Annotated in this window: 17 protein-coding genes; 5 read left to right on the forward strand and 12 right to left on the reverse strand. The window is 64.6% G+C overall.

The window, feature by feature from the left end; translation table 11 throughout:
• The 3 genes from BGN95_RS16610 to BGN95_RS16620 form a co-directional block, all read right to left on the reverse strand.
• Positions 1–1,842 (reverse strand): alpha-glucosidase (locus tag BGN95_RS16610; RefSeq protein ID WP_286773385.1); only part of this gene is annotated, 1,842 nt, incomplete at its 3' end.
• A gap of 25 nt (positions 1,843–1,867) precedes the next feature.
• A complete protein-coding gene (locus tag BGN95_RS16615) occupies positions 1,868–2,938 on the reverse strand; it encodes an LLM class flavin-dependent oxidoreductase (RefSeq protein ID WP_286773386.1) in 1,071 nt (356 codons plus the stop codon).
• Positions 2,935–3,843, reverse strand: a complete 909-nt coding sequence (locus BGN95_RS16620) for an aldo/keto reductase (protein ID WP_502688305.1) — start codon at positions 3,841–3,843, stop codon at positions 2,935–2,937. The genes BGN95_RS16615 and BGN95_RS16620 overlap by 4 nt, the downstream gene beginning before the upstream one ends.
• A gap of 152 nt (positions 3,844–3,995) precedes the next feature.
• Here BGN95_RS16620 and BGN95_RS16625 point away from each other — a divergent pair, with 152 nt between their 5' ends.
• On the forward strand, positions 3,996–6,335 hold the full coding sequence (locus BGN95_RS16625) for a TonB-dependent receptor (RefSeq protein WP_286773387.1): 2,340 nt from the start codon (positions 3,996–3,998) through the stop codon (positions 6,333–6,335).
• Between the two features lie 69 nt (positions 6,336–6,404).
• On the opposite strand, the gene BGN95_RS16630 is transcribed toward BGN95_RS16625, so the two are convergent.
• From BGN95_RS16630 to BGN95_RS16655, 6 genes are all read right to left on the reverse strand, one after another.
• Positions 6,405–7,646, reverse strand: coding sequence for an MFS transporter (locus BGN95_RS16630; RefSeq protein WP_265312355.1), 1,242 nt, complete (start codon positions 7,644–7,646; stop codon positions 6,405–6,407).
• 58 nt (positions 7,647–7,704) lie between these two features.
• Complete coding sequence (locus tag BGN95_RS16635) at positions 7,705–8,772, reverse strand: LacI family DNA-binding transcriptional regulator (protein ID WP_286773388.1); 1,068 nt, start codon at positions 8,770–8,772, stop codon at positions 7,705–7,707.
• A gap of 123 nt (positions 8,773–8,895) precedes the next feature.
• A complete protein-coding gene (locus tag BGN95_RS16640; protein WP_286773389.1) occupies positions 8,896–10,425 on the reverse strand; it encodes a CapA family protein in 1,530 nt (509 codons plus the stop codon).
• Positions 10,426–10,448: 23 nt separating this feature from the next.
• Positions 10,449–11,738: an MFS transporter gene (locus BGN95_RS16645; RefSeq protein WP_286773390.1), complete on the reverse strand. Its 1,290-nt coding sequence runs from the start codon at positions 11,736–11,738 to the stop codon at positions 10,449–10,451.
• Between the two features lie 48 nt (positions 11,739–11,786).
• On the reverse strand, positions 11,787–14,630 hold the full coding sequence (locus BGN95_RS16650; protein WP_286773391.1) for a TonB-dependent receptor domain-containing protein: 2,844 nt from the start codon (positions 14,628–14,630) through the stop codon (positions 11,787–11,789).
• Positions 14,631–14,650: 20 nt separating this feature from the next.
• Complete coding sequence (locus tag BGN95_RS16655; RefSeq protein WP_286773392.1) at positions 14,651–15,949, reverse strand: ABC transporter substrate-binding protein; 1,299 nt, start codon at positions 15,947–15,949, stop codon at positions 14,651–14,653.
• Here BGN95_RS16655 and BGN95_RS16660 point away from each other — a divergent pair.
• Positions 15,881–16,489 carry a response regulator gene (locus tag BGN95_RS16660; protein ID WP_286773429.1) on the forward strand — a complete coding sequence of 203 codons (609 nt, stop codon included), beginning with the start codon at positions 15,881–15,883 and terminating at the stop codon, positions 16,487–16,489. The genes BGN95_RS16655 and BGN95_RS16660 overlap by 69 nt on opposite strands.
• A gap of 8 nt (positions 16,490–16,497) precedes the next feature.
• Positions 16,498–17,886: a sensor histidine kinase gene (locus BGN95_RS16665; RefSeq protein ID WP_286773393.1), complete on the forward strand. Its 1,389-nt coding sequence runs from the start codon at positions 16,498–16,500 to the stop codon at positions 17,884–17,886.
• Between the two features lie 91 nt (positions 17,887–17,977).
• Here BGN95_RS16665 and BGN95_RS16670 read toward each other — a convergent pair whose 3' ends face one another.
• Positions 17,978–18,742 (reverse strand): SDR family NAD(P)-dependent oxidoreductase, encoded by a 765-nt coding sequence (locus tag BGN95_RS16670; RefSeq protein WP_286773394.1) that lies wholly within the window; start codon positions 18,740–18,742, stop codon positions 17,978–17,980.
• Position 18,743: 1 nt separating this feature from the next.
• A complete protein-coding gene (gene hisD / locus BGN95_RS16675; RefSeq protein WP_286773395.1) occupies positions 18,744–20,066 on the reverse strand; it encodes a histidinol dehydrogenase in 1,323 nt (440 codons plus the stop codon).
• 148 nt (positions 20,067–20,214) lie between these two features.
• Between hisD and BGN95_RS16680 the strand changes: the two genes are divergently transcribed.
• Positions 20,215–21,012 (forward strand): HpcH/HpaI aldolase family protein, encoded by a 798-nt coding sequence (locus tag BGN95_RS16680; RefSeq protein ID WP_286773396.1) that lies wholly within the window; start codon positions 20,215–20,217, stop codon positions 21,010–21,012.
• Positions 21,005–22,345 carry an amidase gene (locus tag BGN95_RS16685; RefSeq protein WP_286773397.1) on the forward strand — a complete coding sequence of 447 codons (1,341 nt, stop codon included), beginning with the start codon at positions 21,005–21,007 and terminating at the stop codon, positions 22,343–22,345. The genes BGN95_RS16680 and BGN95_RS16685 overlap by 8 nt, the downstream gene beginning before the upstream one ends.
• 188 nt (positions 22,346–22,533) lie before the next feature.
• On the opposite strand, the gene BGN95_RS16690 is transcribed toward BGN95_RS16685, so the two are convergent.
• On the reverse strand, positions 22,534–24,837 hold the full coding sequence (locus BGN95_RS16690; RefSeq protein ID WP_286773398.1) for a TonB-dependent receptor: 2,304 nt from the start codon (positions 24,835–24,837) through the stop codon (positions 22,534–22,536).
• Positions 24,838–24,950: the final 113 nt, after the last annotated feature.

A 24,950-nucleotide genomic window follows, 5' to 3' on the forward strand; every position in this document is an offset into this window, starting at 1 on the left:
CGTCTCGATGCCCCAGCAATCGGCGTCATCCTCCCAGTCGAGGAACAGCGGGCGTTGCAACGGCAGCCCGGTCGCGACCGCCTCCTCGCACAAGGCGGCGACATAGGGCGCCAACCGTGCATGGACCCTGGTCATCGCGGCGAAATGGGCGAGGACTTCAGGATCGCCGTCGATCTGCAGATTGTCGTCCGGCCTATTCCCCTCGTGGCTGCGCATGACCGGCGAGAAGGCGCAGAGTTCGCTCCATCGCATCAGCAGTTCGGGGGTGCGGACGTTGCCATACAGGCTGGTGTATCCGCCGAGATCGCTATGGTGGTACGCGTTCCCCACCATACCGGCAGAAAGCGCGGCGCGAATGACTGTGCCGATCCCGTCATGGCGGGAGAAGTCGACGCTCTGGTCGCCAGCCCAGAGCAACGGGCAGTAACGGCCGACATCGGTGTAGCCGGCGCGCATGAAGAACAATGCCTCGCCGGTCTTTCCGCGCGAGGCGATCGCGCGCGCGTTGACCTCGGCCCAGATCGTCGGCCAGGCATTATGCGCGAGCATGCCGTCGGTGCCGTCGTGGAGGCGGATGTCGGTGGGGAGATATTCCCCGAAATCGGCCATCCAGCCCGACAGGCCGATATCGAGCATCTCGCGCCCGATCACGCGCTCGGCGAACCAGTTCGCCGCGGCGGGATTGGTGAAATCGACGATGCCGCAATCAAATTCGCCGAAATCGACGATATAGGGCTCGTCGGCATCGAGCCGGCGCGCGAGCAACCCGGCATCGACCGCCTCGACATAGAGATCGCCGTCCACCGCGAGATACGGATTGACATAGCCGAGAAAGCGGATGCCGCGCGCGTTCAGCGCCGCGATGCGCTCGCGCAATGCCGGATAACGCGCGTCATTGGCTTTCCAGTCCCAGAACAGGCGCTTGCCGAAGCTCGCCTCGCGCAGCCCGACCCAATCCTCGCACCATAATCCGGTCACCACCGCGCCGGCGGCGATGATCGCTTCCATCCGCGCGAAGCTTTCCATGCCTTGCTTGAGCCCGAGGATCGCGCCCTCATAAGCCCAGGCGGGCAGCGGCGGCTGGCGGCCGAACCTCGTCGACAGGATCCCGGCCAGCTCGGCGAAGCGATCCGCCGCGAGCAGCTCGATCCGCGCAGGGATCTCCCATGCCTCGATCTCGTGGAACGCCGGATCGCGGAAATCGAAACAGGCATAGGCGGTGGTATCGAGGTGGAGCGCATAATGCCGCGAGGAGACATAGGTCGGCTGCGGATAATTGGTGTTCCAATAATCGCCGCCCGAGCGCCCGTCGCGGTCGCACTGGAAGGTCAGCAGAGTCGATTTGTCGCGACCGACGCCCGGCTCCGAGGTCCATAGCGGGAAGCGCCGGCCCGCGAGGTCGAAATAGGACAATTGCTCGCCGCCGCCCCACAGGCGTTCGCCGGGCTGCGCGACGCAGCGCAGCCACAATCGGTTGAGGCGATCGGCCAGCGCGGTGAGGGCAAGCGCGCCGCCCTCCACGGTGATCGCGAGCAGCGGATCGCCGCCCGGCGTCGCCGCCAGCGCGACCGTCGCCCCGTCGATCAGCGCATGGCGCAGCGGAATGCGCGCATCGAGCCGGTCGGACAGGAAATAATTGCCGCGATACATGTCGACGTCGGCGCGGCCCTCGCCGACGAAGACCGCGGGATCGTCCGGCCGGTGGCGCAGCACGAGCGCCGCGCCGATCGACAGATCGAAGCCACCGTCGACGGCGCGCAGGCGCAGGTCGCTCGCGCCGCTGGCAAGCGCGCCGGCGACGGTGGTGCCGCCGACCGGCGGTCGCGAACTATCCTCGGCCATCGCTTCCTTTCCCCGGCGCGCCTTGTCAGTCCAGCGTCAACGGCGCGTGCTGCAGCCGCGGCAGGACGTGGCGCGCGAAAAGATCCGCCTCGGCGATATGCGGATAGCCCGAGAGAATGAAGGCCTCGATCCCCATGTCCTGATACATGCGCAATTTGGCGAGCACCTGATCGGCATCGCCGACGATCGCCGCGCCGCAGCCGGAGCGCGCGCGCCCGACCCCGGTCCAGAGGTTCTCCTCGGCATAGCCGTCGTCGGTCGCGCCCTCGCGCAGCGCGGTCTGCGCGGCGACCCCGGTCGAGGCGGTATCGAGCGACTTGTTGCGGATCGCCTCGCCGCTCGCCGCATCGAGCTTGGAGAGCAGCCGGTCGGCGGCGCTCCGCGCCTCCGCCTCGGTCTCGCGCACCACGACATGTGCGCGATAGCCGAAGCACAAGGTGCGCCCGTGCTTCGCCGCGCGCGCGCGCATGTCCTCCATGATCCCGCGCACGACTTCCTTCTTGTCGGGCCACATCAGATAGACGTCGCAGCCCTGCGCCGCGGCCTCGCGCGCGTCTTCGGAAAGCCCGCCGAAATAGAGCGGCGGGCATTTGCCCGACACGGTCCTGACCCCGGGGGGATCGAGCTTGAGCTGCCAGAATTCGCCCTGATGATCGAGCGGCTCGCCGTTGAGCAAGGTCTTCAGGATCCGCATCGCCTCGAGCGTGCGCGCGTAACGCGGCGCCGATGCCAGTTTCTCGCCGGGCAGATCGGAGGAGATGATGTTGACGGTGAGCCGCCCGCCGAGGATGCGATCGATCGTCGCGATCTGCCGCGCGAGCTGCGGCGGCCAGCTCTCGCCGATGCGGACCGCCATCAGCAGGCGGAGGCGACGGAGCATCGGCGCGATCGCGGCGGCGAAGGCGGTGGTGTCGATGCCGAGCGCATAGCCCGAGGGGAGCAGGATATTGTCGAATCCGCCGGTCTCCGCCTGGAGGACGATATCGCGACAATGCTCCCAGCTCGATCGCAGCATCGCATCGGGCGTGCCGAGAAATTCATAATCATCGTCGCAGAGTGCGGAGAACCAACTGACTTCGCACTGGCCGTTCGTCATGGCAGTCTCTCTCCAAGGCTCGCCTCGAGGACGGCGTACCATTGGGCGCGGGTCCAGCGGGGCGTATAGGCGTCCGGCAGCTTTGCGATCCGGGACGGATTCTGGGTGCCGGCGATCGGGATGATCCCGGCGGGATGCGCCATGATCCAGCTATAGGCGGCAGCGGCGCGATCGACCGCGGCCTCCTCGGCCTTGGCGTCGAGCAGCGCGGCGACCGCGCGGGCGCGATCGTCCTGCGGCGCGGCGATCCGCCCGCCCCCGAGCGGGGACCAGGCGAGCACGCTCATCCGCTCGGTCATCGCCTGATCGAGCAGCCCGTTGAATAAAGGCGCGGTGGCGAGCGGGGAGAATTCCGGCTGGTGGCTGGCGAGCGGGACGGGGAGGAAGGCGGCCAGCGCCGCGGCCTGCGCCGGCGTGTGATTGGAGACGCCGACCGCAACGATCTTGCCGGCTTGCCGCGCGTCGTCGAGCGCGCGCGCCACCTCTTGCGGATGCGCGAGCAGATCGGGGCGGTGGATCTGATAAAGGTCGATCCGCTCGCACCCGAGCCGCGCGAGCGACGCATCGATCGCCTGCGCAAGATAGGCGCGGCTCGAATCATACGGCACGCCGAGCCGGATGCCACCCTTGCTGGCGAGGATCATGCGGTCGCGCAGTGCCGGGGCCTCGCGGAGCACCTTGCCGAGCAATTCCTCGGCCGCGCCAAACGGCTGGCCATTATCGGGGCCGTAGATGTCCGCGGTATCGAGCAACGTGATGCCGGCGCCCAGCGCCGCCTCGACCCGCGCCCGGGCGAGCGCGACGTCATCCCCGGCGAACCGCCACATTCCCCACGCCAGCGTGCTGACGGTGATGCCCGATTGACCGAGCGACGCAAAGCGATCTGGCGTTTTGAGATAGGACACCGTTGTCTTATCGCAGCGATCTGGTCTAAAGAAAAGCCGGAAAAGATATCCGCGGCGCCGGTCCATCCCGGCCGAATCCGGTCGAACGACAGCTAAGTCGCTGTTAGATAGAGCGTTTCACGCGCCGAAATTGGGGAAGGGGAGAGTTCTGTATGTCCAAGCATCGCCTTTTGAGCGCCGGCCTGATGGCGAGCTGCGCGTTCATCGCGCTCGCCGCTCCAGCCTATGCCCAGGTCGAAACCGCGCCCGCGCCTGCCGAGCTGGCGGCAAATTCTGGTGATATCGTTGTCACCGCGCAGAAGCGCAGCGAACGGTTGCAGGACGTGCCGCTCGCGGTCTCGGTCGTCGGCGGGGCGATGCTGGAAAGCACCGGCAAGCCGAGCATCGAAAGCGCGGCGACGCTCGTTCCGGCGCTGAACTTCCAGAAATCGGGGACGACGCTCAATCAGTCGCTGTTCCTGCGCGGAGTCGGCACCACTACCTTCTCGATCGCCGGCGAACCGTCCGTATCGGCCGTGGTGGATGGGGTCGTCTATGCGCGCTCCGGCGAGGCGTTCGGCGATCTGGTCGATATCGAGCGGCTCGAGGTGCTGCGCGGCCCGCAGGGGACGTTGTTCGGCAAGAACGCCTCGGCGGGGGTGATCAACGTCGTGACCGTCCAGCCCAAGCCGGGTTTCGGCGGCTATGTCGAGGGCCAGTGGTTTTCCAACGGCAATGAGGCGCGCGTCCGCGGCGCGCTCAACGTGCCGCTCAGCGATACATTGCTGACCCGCGTCACCGGCTTCTACGGCCATTATGACGGCAATATCCGCAACCTTGCGACGGGCGGGCGCGTCAACGGCTATGAACATTACGGTTTCCGCGGCCAGGTCAAATGGATGCCGAGCGCATCGACCACGATTTCGCTGATCGCGGATTATCACCGCAACGACGACAATTGCTGCGCCGAGCTGATCGGCACCGGCCCGCTCAACGCCGCGGGCGCAGCGATCTCCAGCCCGGCCTTTGCGGTATTGCCGACGCCACGCGGCGACCGGACACGCGCGGTCAACCAGAATTACGTCACCCGCACCCGCGAAACCGGGTGGGGCGTCTCGGCACAGATCGATACCGAGCTCGGCACGCAGACGGTGACCAGCATCACCGCCTATCGCAATTACAAGAACACCGAGATCCGCGACGGCGATTTCCTGCCCGCGGCCTATGTCGGCTTCCCGCAGCTGCAGGATTTCGGGCCGCAGACCAGCAACACCTTCAGCCAGGAATTGCGGCTGACCTCGCCGTCGAAGCAATTCCTCTCCTATGTCATCGGGCTCTATTATTCGCGCGCGGAGTCCGAACGGATCTTCTCGCGCTCGGTCGTTTCATGCGGCACGGCGGCGCCGGCGACGCTGATCCCGTGCGGCACGCCCGGCGCGCCGGCAACGACCACGCCTTATGGCATCGCCGATTTCGGGTCGGTGTTCAAAAATATCGCGGCGTTCGGGCAAGCGACGGCGAATTTCACCAGCCGCTTCCGCTTCATCGGCGGGCTGCGCTGGACGGGCGACCAGCTCGATGTGTTCCACAGCCGCACCACCACGCTCGCCGGCCCCGGCATCCAGCCGAGCTTCCCGACGACGCCGACCGGCACCGGCGCCCCCGCGACGATCTTCACCGGCAAGGCGACCAATACCAATGTGTCGGGCAAGGCGACGCTGCAATATGATCTCTCGCCGGAGGTCGTCGCCTATGGCGGCTATACCCGCGGCTATAAGGGGCCGGCGTTCAACGTTTTCTATAATCTCACCGCGACCGGCACCAATGTCATTGCACCCGAAACCTCGAACAGCTACGAGATCGGGCTGAAGAGCAATCTTCTGGGTGGCGCGCTGGTGCTCAACCTCGCGGCCTTCTACGCTAAATATTACAATTTCCAGGCCAATAACCCCGATCTCGTCGCGGGGGTGGTGGTCACCCGCTTCACCAATGCTGGCGAAGTTTCAACCCGCGGCATCGAGGCGGATCTGATATTGCGCCCGGCGACCGATCTCTCGATCTCGGGCGGGCTGGCTTATACCGACGCCAAGGTCGACCAGTTCTTCCGCGCACCCGGCGCGCCGGTCAGCGCGGTGATTCCGGCGGGCACCTCGCTGCCGTTCGCGCCCAAGTGGAAGGGCTCGCTCAGCGCCGATTATCGCTGGCGGACCGGCGGGCCGGTCGATCTCTTCCTTGGCGCGCAGGGAAGCTATCAGTCGAAGCAGCTCGCGCTCTTCTCGCCCGATGCGGTGCAGCGCCAGTTGGGGACGATCCACGGCTATGCCCTGGTCAATCTCTCGGCGGGGGTAGGGGATCGCGACGATCGCTATCGGCTGACCTTCCAGGTCCGCAACCTGTTCGACCAGAGCTTCGCCGCGGCGATCCAGAATGGCGGCCCCTCGGGGTCGTATCGCTATCAGATCCCGCGCGATGCCGATCGCTATTACGGGGTTACCGCTCGCGTGAACTTCTGATCGCTTCGCGATGTATCATATTGGCCCTTCCCGCGCACCTGCGGGGAGGGCCGTTTCATCGGGCGACGATCAATGCCCGGCAAAAACCGGGCGGGCCGCATCCGGCTCGGCGAGTTCGAGCTTCGGCACCAGAAGCTGGATGAGCAGCAGCCCGACGAGATAGGACCCTGCGCAAACATAGAGCAGCGGCGCATAGCCATAGCCGCGTTCGAGCGAGAAGCCGGCGGCCTCGATCATCGCCATGCCCGAAAGATTGCCGGCGAAGGCGCCGATGCCGATCGCGGTGCCGATCATCCGCGCCGGGAAGATATCCGCGGTCATCCCGAACACATTGGTCGAGAACCCCTGATGCGCAAAGAGCCCGAGGCCGAGCAGCGCCGCGGCGGCCCAGGCATCGTCGACGTGGAGAACCAGCGCCACCGGCAGGATCAGCAAAGCATAGAGCAGCATCGATCCCTTGCGCGCGCGGTTCATCTCGACCCCGCGCGACAGCAGCCAGGTCGGCAGGATGCCGCCGCTCAGCGATCCCAGCGCGGCGAGCGTATAGACCCATGCGATCGGCACGCCGAGCTCGCCCTGCGACAGCCCGAACACGCGGTGGAAAAGATCGGGCATGAAGAACAGCAGGAACCACCAGCATTGGTCGGAAAATGCCTTCGCCGCGATGATCGCCCATTGCCGACGGTCGCGGAGCAGTGATGCCCAGGGCACGCGTTGCGCCGGGATATCGGTAGCAGCGGGCGCGGTCCGCGGCGTCACCGCAAGCCACGCGACCACCCATACCAACCCGAGTCCACCCGCGATCAGGAACGCAGCGCGCCACCCCAGCCATAGCGCCAGCGGAGGGATCGAAAGCGGCGCGACGACCGCGCCGAAATTCGCCGCCATATTGCCGATGCCCAGCATCAGCGACCGTTTCTCGGGCGGGAAATAGGTCGCGGCGGTCTTCACCTGCGCCGGGGTGCCGATCGACTCGGCGACGCCGAGCGCGGCGCGCGCGGCGACGAACCCGCCGACCGTGGTGACGAAGGCATGCGCCATCCCGGCGATGCTCCACGCGCCCACCCCGATCGCGAAACCGCGGCGCAATCCAATGCGGTCGATGAACCAGCCGGTGCCGAGGAACGCCACCGCGGCACTGAACTGGAACGCCGACGCCATATGGCTGTAATCGCGATTGGACCAGCCGAACTCCTGTTCAAGCAGGGGCTTGAGCAGCGCGATGATCTGCCGATCGACATAATTGAGCATGATGGCGATGAACGCCAGCCCGACGATAAGCCATTGTCGGATGCCGATCCGCTGCGTCACGATCCTCTCCGCTCCCCCGCCGTATAGGACAACGATGTCACAGAGAAAGCCGCGATGGTCAAGCGGCGGGGGGTGCGGTCGATTCCCTGACGACGATCTCGTGGCCGAGGCGTCGTTCCCCTTCGGCGGCGGGGTCGAGCAATTGGTCCGCGGCGGCGGCGGCCATCGCACGGACCGGCTGGCGCACCGTGGTCAGCGCCGGCCACACCGCCTGCGCGAGCGGGGCATCGTCGAAACCAGTGACCGACAGCCTTTCGGGCACCGCAATGCCCCGGCGATGCGCGGCGGCCAGCACCCCCGCGGCGAGATCGTCGCTCGACGCGACGATCGCGGTGGGCGGGGCAGGGAGGTCGAGCAGCGCGTCAGCCGCGGCGCGCCCGGAGTCGAAATCGAACTGGCCCTGCCGCACATAATCGAGATCGACATCGACGCCGGCGCTGGAAAGCGCCCGGACATGCCCCGCCAGCCTTTGCCCCGACGCGGCATAGCCGCGATCGCCGACGATGAAGCCGATGCGGTGATGGCCGAGCGACAGCAGATAGGACGTCATGTCGAACGCCGCCCGCTCATTGTCCATCAGGACGGCGCGCGCGGATTGCAGCGGCCCGCCGGGCTGCAACCGCACGAACGGAATCGAGCGCCGCTCCAGCTCGTCGATCACCCGCCGGTCGTCGCAGGCGGGCGGGGCGAGGATCAACCCGTCGGGATGCGCCTGATCGATCAGCGCGACGATATCGTCGAGCAGCGTGGGCGAGGACCGATCATAGGGCTGGGCGATCATCCGCACATGCGCCGCGGCGCACCGCTCGCGCACCCCGGCCTGGATCTCGTAGACGTACCACGGATTGGGGTTATCGCAGATCAGCGCGACCTGATGCGATCGCCGACCCTTTAGCGCGCGCGCGGCGTCGCTCGGTTGGAAGCCGATCTCGGCCATCACCTCCAACACCCGCTTGCGCTTTTCCGCGCTGACATATTGCTGATCGTTGATGACGCGCGACACGGTCTTGATCGACACGCCGGCGATCCTCGACACGTCGCGGATCGTCGGGCGCTGATTGACCGCAGGCGGAAGAGCGCTGTTCATCCCGAGGGCATAGGGAAGATCGGGTCCGCGCGAAAGCATCTGGCGTGCATGCTTATGGGCGGAGATGCCGTCCCCCCTCGATGCAAGGTGATTTATCACGCGCACGATTGATTCCGGTCAATTGCTGGTGCGTTCAAGCCCAACGCGCATCAGATTGACGGATCAAAACATCCTCGCCGGCCCGGTCGATTGCGGTCCGCGCCCGGGAATTTTCAGATCGCCGCCGACAGGAACGGTTGCATCGGGCGAGACGCGAATGACGCCGATGCCATTCTCGATAGAGATTTTCGTCCCGAACGGCTCGGAATATTTTTGAAGGTTGGTCAGTATCTTTCTGGCCATCGCCGGCGACGGCGTTTGAGGAATGCTTGATCGGGACCAGGGCGTCCTGGACGCATCCGCCCCCAGATCCACCGGATAGATTCTGATCTCGACCAGCTTTCCATCCACATATTTGGTCTTCGCGACATATGCCGTCAGATTGATCTCCTGCTGAAGCCAGTCGTTGCCCAGTTCGATCGCCTCGATATTGGTCAGATTAAGCGCGTTGGGCGGAGAATCGTCGCTGCCGAAGCGCTGCACCGAGAAATTGCCGTGATTGTAGAAAATCGGCCGCCCTTTGTAGATTTCGATGCCCTGCATGGTATGATTTCCGTGCCCCACGTACATATCCATCCCGTTGTCGACGAGCTGATGCACCAGATCAACGAGATAGTCGGGCGGGTAATGATCCTGCGAATAAGCCTGATAGGCGTATCGGTTTTCGTGCACATGCATCGTGAACATCACGAAATCCGAATATTCCTTGGCGTTGCGGACGGCCAGCAGTTGCGACTGAACATCGGCGGGGTTCATCTCATAATGGAAGGCGCCCGGCTTCTCGCCGACCATATAATTCTTGCCGAGAAACTCGAGCTTGCCGGGCTCGTCGTGCGGCAATCCTGTCGGGCGCGCGACATCGGGCTCGTTGCGGCGGTCTAGAATCGACTGGCGAATGGCGCGGAGCTGCTCGAGCTGTTCGGCGGTGACCACGTTCCAGACGGTGAGGCGAAGCGGGTTCATGCCCGGCACTTCGCCGACGTCATTGCCGTTCTTGTTGCGCGCGATCGGACCATCGGCGACCGCGCCAACCGGGAAGGCCGCGATCGCGGCGACGCGCCCCTGCGGCAATTCCTGGAACACCGGCTGACGCGCAATCGAGAGGTTGGGGCCGTAGCCGGGCCGCTTGATCCCGACCGCGTCGAGCCATTTGATCGTCGAAACCTGCGCCGCCTCGCCGCCATCGGCCTCGCCCGGCGCGACGATATCGAAACCGAGATCGGCAAGCGATTGCGCCAGCTCCTTGGGCGCCCAGTTATTGCCATAGCCATTGACGCCGGCCCATTCCCGTCGATCGACGAGAAAGCCCTCCAGATTGCCGATCGTGGTATCGGCCGACCTCAGCACTTCCTTGATTTCCGGGCTGATCCGCTGATCCGCGGGCTCCTGGAACAGCAGATCGCCGGTGGATGCGACCACGAACGTCCCGCTCATCTTGTTCCGCAGCTCCTTCGAAAGGCCGCGCCATTGGAAGGTCGCTCTGTCGGGCGCGGCGCGGAACGGCTGCGCGGCGGCGTCGCTCATCGTAACGAGCATTGCGGCCGCGATGATCGATTGGGTGGCGAGACGCCGCGAGAAGGCTGACCGGTTCATAGACAACTCCTGAGCGGGAAGGGTTAGGCGATGCCAGCCGCGGCGCGCTTAGCCGCGCCACGCGAGAGGAGGAGCGTTGCGAGGAGACTGATCGTCGCCGCCGCGGAGAGCCACGCCCCCGGCATCGCGGGATTGTCGGTTGCCGCGATCAGATAGGTCGCGAGAGCCGGGGTGAACCCGCCGAAAATCGCGGTGGCCAGGCTGTAGGCCAGCGAGAAGCCGGCCGTTCGCACGCGGGGCGGCATGACCTCGGTCAGATAGACGATCATCGCGCCGTTATAGCCCGCGTAGATAAGCGCGAGCCACAACTCGACCGCGAGCAATCGGCCGAAGCTCGGCTGCGCGGCGAGCCAGCTCAGCGCCGGATAGCCCGAGACGATCGCGAGAAGCGCGCAGGTTATCAGCAGAGGCTGACGGCCGACCCGATCGGACAGCGCCCCCATGATCGGCAGCAGCGCAAAGTTGCTGAGGCCGACACATAAGGTGACCAACATCGCACTCGTCGGCGATAGATCGAGGACGCTGCTGCCATAGGTCGGGGTATAGGCGGTGATCATGTAGAAGAAGACCGTCGTCATCTCCGCCATCAGCGCGCCAAGGACGATGGTCGGCAGGTTCCGGCCGACGCTCGCGAACACCTGCGATGCGGTCGGGCGCACCTTCTGCGCTTCAAATTCGGCGGTTTCCTGGAGCAGGCGTCGGATGATGAAGAGGAAGGGGATCAGCGCCGATCCGATGAAGAACGGGATGCGCCAGCCCCATGCGTTGATTTGCTCGATCGGCAGCATGGCGTTGAGCACCAGGCCGATCAGCGCGGCGAAGACCACCGCGATCTGCTGGGAGGCCGATTGCCATGAGACATAGAAGCCCCGATTCCCCTTCGTCGCGATTTCCGACAGATAGACCGAGACGCCACCCACCTCGACGCCTGCGGACAGCCCCTGCACCAGGCGGCCGATCAGGACGAGGAAAGGCGCCACCAGCCCGATCTGGGCATAGCCCGGCATACAGGCGATCGAGAGGGTGCCCAGCCCCATCAGGGCCAGCGTCAGAAGCAATCCCTTCCGACGCCCGTGGCGGTCGATATACGCGCCCAGCACGACAGCGCCGACCGGCCGCATGAGGAAGCCCGCGCCGAAGGTCATGAGCGACAGAAGGAGACTGGCGAACTCGTTGCTCGTCGGAAAGAAAGTCTCGCCAATGGCTTTGGCATAATAGCCGAACACCATGAAATCATACATTTCGAGGAAATTGCCGCTCGATACGATGAAGATCGACTTCACCTTTTCGCGCCGCTCGACTGAGCTCACCATCAGGATGTCCTTAATGAAGCGATGATGTCGGATGACGGGAACGAGCGGTCAGAACATGAGCCGCACGCCGACACGGAACGTGCGACCGACCTGATCGAACAGGTTGGGATCGGTCGGAAGGGGCGTCGCGCCGCCGACGATCGGATCATAGGGCGGATCCTTGTCGAGCAGATTCTGGATGTTGAAATAGATTTCCTGCTCCTTCCCGAACCCTGGGATACGCAGGCTCAACTGCGCATCGACATAAGCCTGCGCCTTGATGTGGTTGAAATCGGTATCGACGCCGAGGACGCGGGTCTTGTCCCAGGTCATGGGGCCGATGTACCGCACCTGGCTGAACGCTGCGAAGGGACCGACCTCGTAGTTCACCGTCATCGTGCCGCGCCAGTTGGGGAGCGACGCCGTGCCGTTCCCGGCATTGTCGATGGGTACGGCCACCAGTGGCGAGTAAGTGATATTGCGGTCCACGTAGCCGGCGATACCCCGGAGCGTCAGGCGTCCGGCGCTCTCCGGCAAGGGAATGCGGTAGCTGGCTTCGACATCGATGCCGCTGGTCTCCTGCCGTGTCAGGTTAAGGGGCGAGGTCCGAGTCTGGATGACGGCCTGCGTGACGAGATCGCGCGTAATAAAGGCACAACTTGCCGAGGTTCCGCCGCTGCGATTGCATTCGACATTCGCGTCGGCGCCGCCGACATTGCCGATCGCATCCTTGATCTTGATGTCGTAATAATCGACCGCGAGGCTGAGATTGGGGATGAAGGACGGTCGATAGACCAGGCCGACGACCAAAGTGTCGGCGATCTCGGGCGTCAAATTCGCATTACCAAAGGTGAGATTCGGTACGGAGAGATAGGTCCGCCCCGTGCGAAGCGAATCGTCTATCGTGATGTTGTTCTGGCGACCCGTCGCGAAAAGCTCGGAAAGGTTGGGTGCCCGGATGTCGCGCGAACGGGTCCCGCGCAACCGGAGGCTGTCGAACAGCTGCCAGTTCACGCCGGCTTTCCATGTGTTCACGCCGCCGCTGGTCGAATATTGCGTATGGCGACCAGCGACATTCAGATCGAAGCTGGGGCCGAGGAACGAATCCTTCAGGACGGGAATCTGAAGTTCGGCATAGACTTCCTTGATATTGTATTTGCCATAGAAATCCTGCTGATTGACCAGGCGATAGGCACCCGCGTTGGACAGCGGGTCTGCGACGGTGCGGGCGGAAATTTCCCGCCACTCCGCGCCCACCGCCATCGAAAGCGGCCCGGCCGGCAGATCGACGATCCGGCCGCTCAGGTTCGCATCGGCAGCCTTCTGGATGACGCGCGTGGTGAAGGTCGATGTGCCGAACACATAGTCGAGCGCGGCTTGTGATGGCGCACCCTGGCCGAACGGGTTGAACGGCTGGCACCCCGCGGCCGCCGCAAGCACTGTCGCATCGGCACTGATCGTATCGGCACATACGATCTGACCACCGGACGACACGGCATTGACGGCGCGCGTCATGTTCGCCCTGATCAGATTGTTGAACATGGGATTGACGTTGTTGTTGCGGCCATATTGGAACGAGACGTCCCAGTTCCAATCGCCGCCGATCCTGCCCGACGCGCCGAAGAGCCCGCGCATTGTTTCATTCTCGTTGTTCTGGACGGTGAGACCGCGCTCGAGCGTCAAGCGGTTGAGCAGAAAGCGAGGGACGCCGAGGGTCGTCATCTGCGCGACGAGCGCCGGCGCCGCCTGCGCGAGATAGGGATTGGTCCGCTGGATCGTCAGCGTGCCGGTGGTGGGGCTGCTCTGGAACGCCGCGACCGTTTTGCCGTATATACCCTGCGCGTAGAGCAGGAAATTGTCGGTCACCTCGAATTCGAGATGCCCGAACAATGTTTTGCGTTCGAGCGGACGGAGAATTTCCTGGCCGGTCGAGACGCGGAAGCCGTCGCCGCCATTTTGCGATCCGCTGGTCACGCCGATGTCGCTGGCGATCGTCCCATAATCATAAGGCATCGGCGAACCGTTCGGCCCGAACGTGATCCCCAATATCTGGTTGTTCGCGGCAGCGGTCCCGCCCTGTCCGACGACGACGAGGCCGCCGGGGGTGAACGGCGTGCGCAGATCGGTGCCGCGGACGAGCCGCGGGGTGCCCGCGGGGTTCGCCAGCTGGTTCGGCGCTGTACGGCGAAATTCGCGGGCATTTCCCTGGACGCCGTCGTTTTTGAAATATTCGCCGGCAGCAACGATGTGCAGGCGATTGTCCAGAAAGCTGCCGCCATAGGTGAGTGCAGCCTTGCTCTCCGAACTGTCGCCACGCTGCGAAATGCCGAGCTGCAGATCGGCCTTGAACCCGACGAACCGCTTGTTGAGGATGAAGTTGACGACGCCACCGACGGCATCCGAGCCATAAGCGGCGGACGCGCCCCCCGTGACGACATCGACGCGGTCGACCAGCCCCTGCGGGATCAGATTGACGTCGATCAGGTTGGTCGGATTGGACGGGACGAACCGGCGGCCATCGACCAGCGTCAGGGTGCGGCTGTTGCCCAGCGCGCGAAGGTTGAGGAAGTTTTGGCCGCCATTGGCCGTCCCACCGCCCTGGCTCGGCCCGCCGGTCGGCGTGAGGGCCGGTAACTGTCGCAGCCCTTCGGCGAGGGTCGACGGCGCGGCCGCGAGCAGGTCCGACTGGGAGACGGAGGTGACCGGAGTCGGGGAGTTATAGGTGCCCTGGATACGCGAGCCGGTGACGACGATCTCGCCGTGCGCGCCGTCGTCAGCCACCGTGCCGGGCACTTCCGTGCCGGCTTCACCCTCGGTCACCGGGGGCGTATTCTGCGGCGTCCGGGCAGTCGCAGGCATAGTCATGAGCAGCACGACGGCGGTGCCGCCGAGCAAAGCAGTGTAACCTTTCATAAATCCCCCTCCTGGATTTCTCAAATCTGGTTGTCGGCGGGCGCGCTTTCGCCAATGGCTTCGCGCCATTTCCGGACGAACCGCTCGAAGGTCATTGTGTCGATCGCCGCCATCAGCGCGGGGCCGACGCGGACCTCCCGCACATTGGTGCCGGCGAGCACCTTGTTTTCAGGCGCCATGTCGAGCCGCACCGGGCTCATATGATGCTTTTCGAGCAGCGACTGGCCCTCTCGCGACAGCATGAAGTCCAGAAAGAGCTTGGCGCTCGCCGGATGCGGGGCCTCGCGCGCGATCAGCGCCACGCGGGACATCATGAGGACATAATCGCGCGGAACGACGACCTTGAAATTGGGATCACGCGCCGCGCGCTCGAAGGCATAGGAGCCGATGATATTATAGGCGAGCGAGAGCTTCGCCGAACTCACCTGCTCGATCATGTCCTTGCTGGATTGGAACAATTGCGGACGGGCGCGGCCAACGGCGGCGATGAGATCCCATGCGTCGCTATCGACTTGGATGTCCTGGCTGACATACAGATAGCCGGTAGGGCTGCGTTCCGGATCATAGGATCCGATCCTGCCCGCCAGCGCGGGCGTCCGATGCAGGATCGTCGCGAGCTCATCATGCGAGGTCGGCACCGCGTCGCGCGTGAGCAGCCTTGGATTATAGCCCATGACGATCGGCTCGGCGCTCACCGCATAGGCCTGGTCCTTCCAGACCGCCCAATCCGGGAGATGGTCGCTCTCGGTCGATCGATACGCCTGCGCATATCGGTCGTTCACAAGCTTGATCTGCAGGTCCATCGCCGAATTGATGACGACATCCGCGACGTTGCGGCCGCCGTCCGCCTCGCGCCGAAACCAGTCGTAGACGTCGCGCGCGGAAAGCGATCGATAGTCGACCTTGATGAAGGGATAACGGGCGGAAAAGGCCCGCAAAAGATCGGAGGCTTCATTCTCGTCGGTCGCGCTGTAAATGACGAGCACACCCTCGCGCATTGCAATGCTGCGCAAGTCGCGAGTCTGCGCAACCACAATCGCGGCGCCGGCAAAGATGATCGCGAGCAGGATAGCGATCGCCAGAAGTGATCGAGCACGAACCTGCGGCAGGTGATCCTGCATTTCCTCTCCTTTGTCTGGAGCCCATATAAAATAGTTGCCTTTCGTGAGCCTTTCGTTCTCTCTGCAATCGTCATGACCCGCATTCTGGTCGTCGAAGACGATGCCTCGCTCGCGAGAGCCCTGACCAACATGCTCTCGGCGGAGGGATATGCCGTCGATCAGGTCGGCTCGGGCGAAGCCGCGCTGGAGGTTCTGCAACTGGAACCCTATGGCGCGGTCGTGCTCGACATCGGCCTTCCGGACATGTCCGGCTTCGACCTGCTGTCCGCTTTCCGCCGGCAGGGGGGCGTGGCACCGGTGCTGGTATTGACGGCACGCGACGCGATCGCCGATCGCGTCCGCGGCCTCGATCAGGGAGCGGACGATTATCTCTCCAAGCCCTTCGACGGAACGGAACTGCTGGCGCGGCTCCGCGCGCTGATCCGCCGCGGCGCCGGCGACGCCAACCCCCAGCTCGTCGTCGGCACGCTGATCTGCGATCCGACCGCGCAAACCGCGGATGTCGGCGGCCGGCGTTTGAATTTGCCGAGGCGCGAATGGGCGGTGCTGCTCCATCTCGCCATCAACAGCGGCAAGGTCGTGCCGAAGGACCGGCTTGCCGCTCAGGTCTTCTCGTTCGACGACGAGGTCGGCCCCAACGCCCTGGAAGTCTATGTCACGCGCCTGCGCAAGAAACTCGCGCCCGATGGACCGACCATCCGCAACCTGCGTGGCCTGGGCTATATGCTCGGGCCTTGAGCACCATATTGAACACGAGCCATTGGTCGCTGACCCGCCGCCAGCTCGTCGTCGTCGGGGGGTCGCTGACGCTGTTGGCGATTCTGCTCGGCGTCGGCGGGGCATGGTTCATCGAAGATGTCGCCGAGCGAATGTCCGACAGGATGCTGGCCGCGTCCGTCAGGTCCATCACCGACACGATCCGCGCGGAGCGAGGCCAGGTCTCGCTCGAGCTGCCACCCGGCGCATTCGGCATGCTGGAAGACAATGCGCGCGACAACGTCTATTATAGCGTGCATCACGGCAGCCGCTTTCTCACCGGATATCGGGATTTCCCCAATCCGGTTGGAACCGGTGCGTCGAACGGGAGCACCGGGTTCCGTTATGACGACTATCTGGATCAGCGCGTCAGGGTCGTCACCGAGGTCCGCCAGCTGCCGCAATTGCGCGATCCCGTCGTCGTGCAGGTCGCGGAAACATTGGACGAACGCGGCGCGCTCGCTCGTTCGATGCTGCTCGGGCTGGCGCTGCTCGAAGCCACGCTCGTCGGCTTCGCGATTTTCCTGCTTCGGCCCGCCATTCGCTGGGGATTGCGCCCCGTCGCGGCCGTCCAGTCGCAGATCGCGGCGAGGGACCCGGACAAGATCGATTTCACGCCGCTGACGACGGCCGATGTTACACCCGAATTGTCCGGTCTTATCCTGGGCTTCAACAATCTGCTCGGTCAGCTCGGCCAGGCCACGGAGCGATCGCGCCGTTTTACCGCCGATGCCTCCCACCAGCTGCGGACGCCGCTGGCGGCGTTGCGCGCGCATGTCGAATTGCTCCAGCGCCGCTCGACGAACGACGCGCAGCAAATGGCGACGATCGCCGACATCCGCGAGGCCACGGAGCGCCTGCAACGGCTCCTGACCCAATTGCTGGCGCTGGCCCGCGCCGAGCAGGAGGAGGATGGCCTGATCGCCAACCTTTGTGACGCTCGCGCGGTCATTCAAAATCTCTGCATGCGCCTCGCGCCCGGAGCGGCGGCGGCAGGAGTAGAGCTCCATTTCCGGGCCGATCTGAGCTTTACGGTCAAGTTGCCCGCGATATTGCTTGAAGAAATGGTGAGCAACCTGATCGAGAATGCCGTGCGGTATGGCGGCGCAGGGGGTGAGGTTACGGTAGAGTTGAAACGGGCACCCGATCGCAACGTCATCTCGATCAGCGATACGGGGCCAGGTATCCCGGTTGAGCACCAGCCGCTCGCAACCCAGCGTTTTTTCCGGCTTCCGCGTGATCAGCATCTCTCCGGAAGTGGACTGGGTCTTTCGATCGCTTCGACGCTCGCGCACCGGGCAGGGGGCAAGATCGAGTTTGTCAGCCGCACATCGTCTCAGCCGTTCACGGTTGTGATCGCGATTCCTTCAACGGACTAGGATATCGGCCTAAGCCCTTTTGATCGCTGTCATTCTATCCAGCGCCGAAGCCGGATAAAGTCGATAAGACATCTTATGTAAATTCTATTTTCTAATCCGCAGTCCAGCCGCCATCGACGATCAGGCTGGTTCCGGTGACCAGCCCAGCAGCGTCGGAGGCCAAAAACAACACCGCGCCCATCAGATCCTCGACCGTGCCGAGCCGGCCGAGCTTGATCTTCTCGAGCACCGCCGTCTTGAAGGTCGCATCCTCGAAGAAAGGCTTGGTCAACGGCGTCTCGATGAAGGTCGGCGCGATCGTGTTCGAGCGGATGCCAAACGGCGCAAGATCGAGTGCGAAGGCTTTGCTCATCCCTTCGATCGCCCATTTGGACGCGCAATAGAGCGAGCGCCGCTGCCCGCCGACATGGCCCATCTGCGATCCGATATGAATCAGGCTGCCCGCAATTCGCTGGTCGATCATCCGCCGCACGGCGGCTTGCGCGACAAAAAACGCTGCCTTCACATTGAGACCGAGCACCGCATCATAATCGCTTTCCGATACGTCCTGCATCGGCATCGGGCGGTTGGTGCCGGCATTGTTGACCAGGATGTCGAACGCCGCGCGTTGCTCGAAAAAGCGCCGTACCGCCGCACCGTCGCTGACGTCGAGCACGACCGCTTCGGCGCTCCCGCCGGCGCGGCGGATCGCCTCGGCGCCAGCCTCGATTTCGCCGCCCGAGCGCGCAACGAGCGTGATCCCGGCGCCGGCATCGGCCAGGGCGGCGGAGAGGGCGAGACCGATCCCCCGCCCCGCCCCGGTCACCAATGCGCGCCGGCCGTCGAGCCGGAAGGACGGGGTTTTGGGGAGATGCATGTTATGCGGCCGCCAACGGCTCGGCCCTGCCCGCATAAGGCACGTCGCGGCCGCCATAGCGGCGGACGCGGATATTGGCCTGCTCGCCGTGCCCTGCGAAGCCCTCCAACGCGCATAAACGGCTGCAATATTCACCGATCATCGCCGAGGCCTCGTCGCTGATGACGCGCTGATAGGTGCAGGTCTTGATGAACTTGCCGACCCACAAGCCCCCCGTGTAGCGCGCCGCCTTCCGCGTCGGCAACGTGTGATTGGTGCCGATCACCTTGTCACCGAACGATACATTGGTGCGCGCGCCGAGAAACAGCGCGCCGTAATTGGTCATGTTGCGGAGGAAATAGTCGGGATCGGCGGTCATCACCTGGACATGTTCCGACGCGATCTCGTCGGCGACGCGCGCCATTTCGGCATCGTCCTCGGCCACGATCACCTCGCCATAGCTCTCCCATGCCTTGCGAGCATGTTCCGCAGTGGGAAGAATTTCCAGCAGGCGGTTGATTTCGAGCATCGTTTCGCGCGCGAGCCGCTCCGAGGTCGTCAGCAGGATCGCCGGGCTGTCCGGCCCATGTTCGGCCTGCCCCAACAAATCGGTCGCGGCCAATTCCGCATCGCAGCCGATCTCGTCCGCGATCACCAGGGTTTCGGTCGGCCCCGCGAACAGATCGATCCCGACCCGGCCGTAGAGCTGGCGCTTGGCCTCGGCGACGAACGCATTGCCGGGGCCGACCAGCATGTCGACCGGGCGAATGCTCTCGGTGCCCAACGCCATCGCGCCGATCGCCTGAATACCGCCCAGCGCGTAGATCTCGTCGGCGCCCGCCATCATCTGCGCCGCGACGATCGCCGGCGCCGGCTTGCCCTGAAACGGCGGCGCGCAGGTGATGACCCGCGGCACCCCCGCCACCTTGGCGGTGATGACCGACATATGCGCCGAGGCGAGCAAAGGATATTTTCCGCCCGGCACGTAGCAGCCGGCGGCATTGACCGGGATGTTCTTATGCCCCAGCACGACCCCCGGCAGCGTTTCGACTTCGACGTCCTTGATGCTGTCGCGCTGGATCTGCGCGAAATTGCGCACCTGCTGCTGGGCGAATTCGATGTCCTTCAGATCCTGGCCGGACAATTGGTCGAGACAATCCTGCTTCTCGCGATCGGTCAGCGCGTAGCTGTCGCGATCCCAGCCGTCGAATTTGATCGAGAGGTCGCGCACCGCGGCATCGCCCCGCGCCGCAATGTCGGCAAGCGTCTGTTCCACGATGTCACGGACCTTGCGGTCGGCCTCGGCGCGAACTTCCGCCGCTGCCCCGCGCTTCAAATAGTGCATTGCCGCCTCCTGAATGAATTCGAATGCAATATCGATTCGACGCGCGGTTGTCATGAGGAAAATTTCGCGCCATCGCTGAACGCGCGCATTGACGCCGGCATTTGTGGCGAGTAGCTTTGAATGCGAATTCATCACCGGAGCAGCGCATATGAACGATAGCGGTGTCGAGCATATGCCGGACGCCCAGGCGTCGTTCCGCGAGCGGCTCGTGCGCGGCGACATGCTTATCGGCACATTCGTCAAGACGCCGTCACCGATCGTCGCCGAGGTGTTGTCGCTCACGGGGCTCGATTGTCTGTGCCTCGATGCCGAGCATGCGCCGTTCGATCGACTCGCGATCGACGGCTGCGTCGCGATGGCGCGGGCCGAGGCGATGCCGGCACTCGTCCGCTTGCCCGTCGCTGCCCCCGAACAGGTGCTCAACGCGCTCGATTGCGGTGCAACCGGGGTCGTCGCGCCGCATATCCGCAACGCGCAACAGGCGGAAGCTTTTGCGCGCGCGTGTCGCTTCGGCGCGGGCGGACGTGGTTATGCCGGCTCTCCCCGCGCCGCCGCTTACACCAACCGGGCGATGCTCGACCATATCGCGATCAGCAATCGCGAAACGGTGACGATCGCGCAGATCGAGGATCCGGAAGCGGTCGAGCAGATCGAGGCGATCGCGCAGGTGGACGGCGTGGATTGCCTGTTCGTCGGCCGAGTCGACCTCACAGTCGGCTATGGCGCCGCCAGTCAGGACGACCCGCGCGTCATCGCCGCGGTAGAGCGCGTCTGCGCGACGGGGCGCGCCAACGGCCGGTCGGTCGGCATGTTCCTCAGCCGGGTCGACGATATCGGCCATTGGCGTCAGCGCGGCGCGAATCTGTTCCTGGTCGGATCGGATCACAGCTTCCTGCTGCAAGGTGCCGCCGATCTCGCCGCCAAGGCACATCGCGCCGGTGGCTGAGGCGGCCCCGTCGCTGGAGCAGCTGGCGGCGGATATGGCGGCCGGCAAGCGCTCGGCCGAGGCGGCGCTCGACGCATGCCTGGCGCGGATCGCGGCCGAAGACCACCAATGGAAGGCGATCCTCTCGCTCGCGCCTGATGCCCGCGATGCGGCGCGCCGCGCGGATGACAGCGCCGGTCGCGGCGAAACGTTCGCGCCGCTGCATGGCATTGTGCTGGCAATCAAGGACAATATCGATCTTGCCGGCATGGCCACGACCTCCGGCTGTCTGGCACTGGCATTGGCGACTCCGCGCGCCAGCGCCCCGGTGGTCGAGCGTCTGCAAGCCGCCGGCGCAATCATCATCGGCAAGACCAACCTGTCCGAATTCTCCTTCGAGGTCCGGTCGCGCAGTTCGCTGGGGGGAGATGTAATCTGCCCGCTGGCGCCGGGATCGACCGCGGGCGGGTCGAGCGGCGGATCCGCGGTGGCGGTGGCGCGCGGCTATGCGATGGCGGCGATCGGCACCGACACGGGCGGGTCGATCCGCATCCCCGCCGCGTGCAACGGGCTGGTCGGGCTGCGCCCCGCGCATGGCGTGTTGTCGCTCGCCGGGGTAGCGCCGCTCGCGCCGTCGACCGACACGATCGGCCCGATCACGCGCTCCGTGGCGGACGCGGCGCTGCTCTATCGCATCATGGGCGGCACGATCGCGCAGCGAGGCGCGCGGCCGATGCGCATCGGCATGCTGCGCCAGGCATTCGGCGCCGACCCGGCCATCATCGCTGCCTGCGAGCAAGCGGCGCGCAGGCTGAAGGAGGCAGGGGTCGCGGTGATCGACCCGGTCGAAATCGCCGAACTCGAGGCGCTTCTCGACGGACCGCATATCGTCGATGCCGAATTCGCCGCGGCATTCGACGCCTATCTTGCGCGCAACTTCATCGCCGGCACCGCGCCGGCCAATCTTGCCGCACTGCTGGCGAGCGGCCGCTTTCTGCCCGACCATCGCGACGCGATCACCGCGCGGCTCGCCTATGATCGCGCGGCGACCGCCGTCATCCTCGACCAGCATCGCCGATTGACCATTGTTCTCACCGAGGCGCTCGCCCGGCTGCGTCTCGACGCATTGCTTTATCCGACGATGCGGGTGATCCCCCGCGGGCTGGACAATCCCAAGGTCGGCTGGGCGCCCGAACTGGCCGCGCGCACGGGATGGCCGGCAATGAGCATACCGGTCCGGGGCGCCGCCAGGCCGATCGGGGTGGAACTGCTCGTGCCGGCCGGCGAGGAGCAATTGCTGTTCGCGCTCGGCCGGATCGTCGAGAGCGCTGACATCACCGCGTCTAGCGCGTGAGAAAGGGGCGCAGTTTCCCGGCCCCTCTCCTCTTACTGTTCGTATCGGCGTCCCGGCAGCATCGTGCCTTTAACCGGGATCACACCGAACCCTTCTCGTGCGCCCGCGAAGGCGGTAGCCCAGTCTGGGTCCCCGCCTTCGCGGGGACACGAGAGGGAATCACCGCCCCGATGCGATAACGGCACCCGTCAGAATTTCGTCCCGACGCGAATGCCGTAAGTGCGCGGCGCCGCATAAGACACCTGGATGCGCTGGCGACGCCCGATCACGCCGCTGAGCAATATCTCCTGATTGGTCAGATTGTCGCCATAGGCCTCGATATAGGTGCGGCCATCGGCGCTGCTCCACCGCAACGACGCATCGAATTTGTCATAGCGGCCCTGGCGATCGAGCACCGTGTTGCGGTCCGTCGTGTAATAGCTGCTCGAATGCAGCCACGATCCGGTCGGCGACAATTTGCCCGCCGAGCCGAGATCGATGTCGTAGGACACCATCAGCGTCGACTTGAAGGTGGGCGATTGCGGGATGCGGTTGCCGGCGAGGTTGAGCGAGATCGGATCGGTGCCGTCGGACAATCCGTAAAAGTTGTTGCCGCTGATATAGGTCGTGTATTTCGCGTCCATCACCGCGACGCTGGCGTCGATGTGCAGCGCCTCGACCGGGTTCAGCCGCAGCGCCAGTTCGCCGCCATAGCTGCGCGCTTTGCCGGCGGAACCGAAATAGGACACCAGCGGCGTATAGATATTGATCTGCAGATCGCTGAACTTGTTGTAGAAGAACGACGCTTCGACCTGCCCCATCCCGCCGAGGATGCGGCTCTTGATGCCGGCCTCATAGGCATTGACCTTTTGCGGCGCATAGGATTGCGGGATCAGCGGGTTGCCGCCGCTGTCGTTCACCCCGCCCGAGGCGAAGCCGGTCGATGCGGTGGCATAGACCATGCTATTATGATCGATCGTATATTGGAGACCCGCGCGCCAGGTCCAGCTGTTGAACGAGGGGGCGCCACGGGTCACGACATAGGGCACCTTGAAATCATAGGTGCCGGGCGGCGCATCGGCGTAATCGGAGAAGACAAAACTCTTCTTCTCGTAGGAATAGCGGATGCCGCCGATCAGCTTGAGCTTGTCGGGGATCAGCGAATAGGTCGCCTGGCCGTAGAAGGCGAGCGCCTCGATGCGGATATCCGAATCCGCCTTGAAGCCTTTGGTGGTGGCGTTCGGCGCGGTGATCTTCTGTTGATAGGTCTCGAAGATCTTGTCGTTCAAATAATAAGCGCCGACGATCCATTCGAGCGGGCTGCGGCTATTCGAGGCGATCTGCACTTCCTGCGAGAAGGCCTTCGAGCGGGTATTGGGCTCCTGGACCCCTGAGCCATAGCCATAAGCCTCGAATATCTTGCTCGACTGGTCGTTGTCGGCGCTGCGATGCGCGCGGAAGTGGGTGTAGCCGGTGATCGAGCGGATCGTCGCGGGGCCGAAATCATAGGAAATCTGGCCCGAGACATAATCTTCCGCGACGCGCTCGAACGGCTGATAATCCCAGTCGTTGGTCCAGGCGCCGCCGGTCACTGGCACGCCGACGTCGCGGCCCGCGACATTCGGGCTGCCATTGGGCACGGAGGGGTTCACCGCCAGCCCCGCGCCGTTGATCGACTGATAGCCGGTCGCGGGGTTGATGAGCGTACCCGCGGTCTTGTAGCCGTAAGATCCTGCCCCTGCATCGTTCCGCCGCCACGCGCCGGCGTGAAGGCTTATTTCGAGCGCACTGGTCGGGCGCCATTTGAGCGAGACGCGCTGCGCATTTTCGTCGAGATCGTTGAGCACGATGCCCGGCGTGGTCGACTTCACATAACCGTCGTGGCGCTGGAACACCCCGGCGACGCGCAATTGCAGCGTCTCGGTGACCGGGATGTTGACGAAACCGTCGACGCGCGCCGAATTGTAATTGCCTTTCTCGAGATTGATCCCGGCGCCCAATTCGCTGGTTGGCTCGGCGGTGACGACGCTGATATTGCCGCCGAACGTGTTACGGCCATAGAGCGTGCCCTGCGGCCCGCGCAGCACCTCGACGCGTGCGACGTCGAACAGCGGTATGCTCTGCTGCTGGGTGCGGCTTTGATAGATGCCGTCGAGATAGAAGCCGATCACCGGATCGGTCTGCGCGCTGACCAGGCTGGTGCGCACCCCCCGGATCGCCGGGAAGGAATCCGACCCCTGCGACCCCCAGGTGAAGCCCGGAGTCAGCAATTCGACCTTGGAGACATTCTGCGCGCCCAACTTCTGGAGCGCGTCGCCGGAAAGCGCGGTCACCGCCACCGGCACGTCGAGCAGACGCTCGCTGCGACGCTGTGCGGTGACGACGATATCGCCCGCGGCGCTTGCGCCCTCCCCCGGCGTGCTCGGCGCGACGCCGGCCTCCTGCGCCATCGCGGACGTCGCCGCAAAAGCCAGCGCGATGAATGAAACCCCCCTCACGAAATGCGTGCGCATCCTCTTATCCCCAACTGCCCTTTATGCCGAGGAACGTATCGACGCTATGCCGCGCTGTCCACGAATTTTTGCATTCGAAATCACTAATTATGCCGGCAGGATTGGTAAGGTTA

Origin of the sequence: Sphingomonas sp. 66-10 (genome assembly GCF_001897045.1) — a bacterium.
Lineage (GTDB): Bacteria > Pseudomonadota > Alphaproteobacteria > Sphingomonadales > Sphingomonadaceae > Sphingomonas > Sphingomonas lycopersici.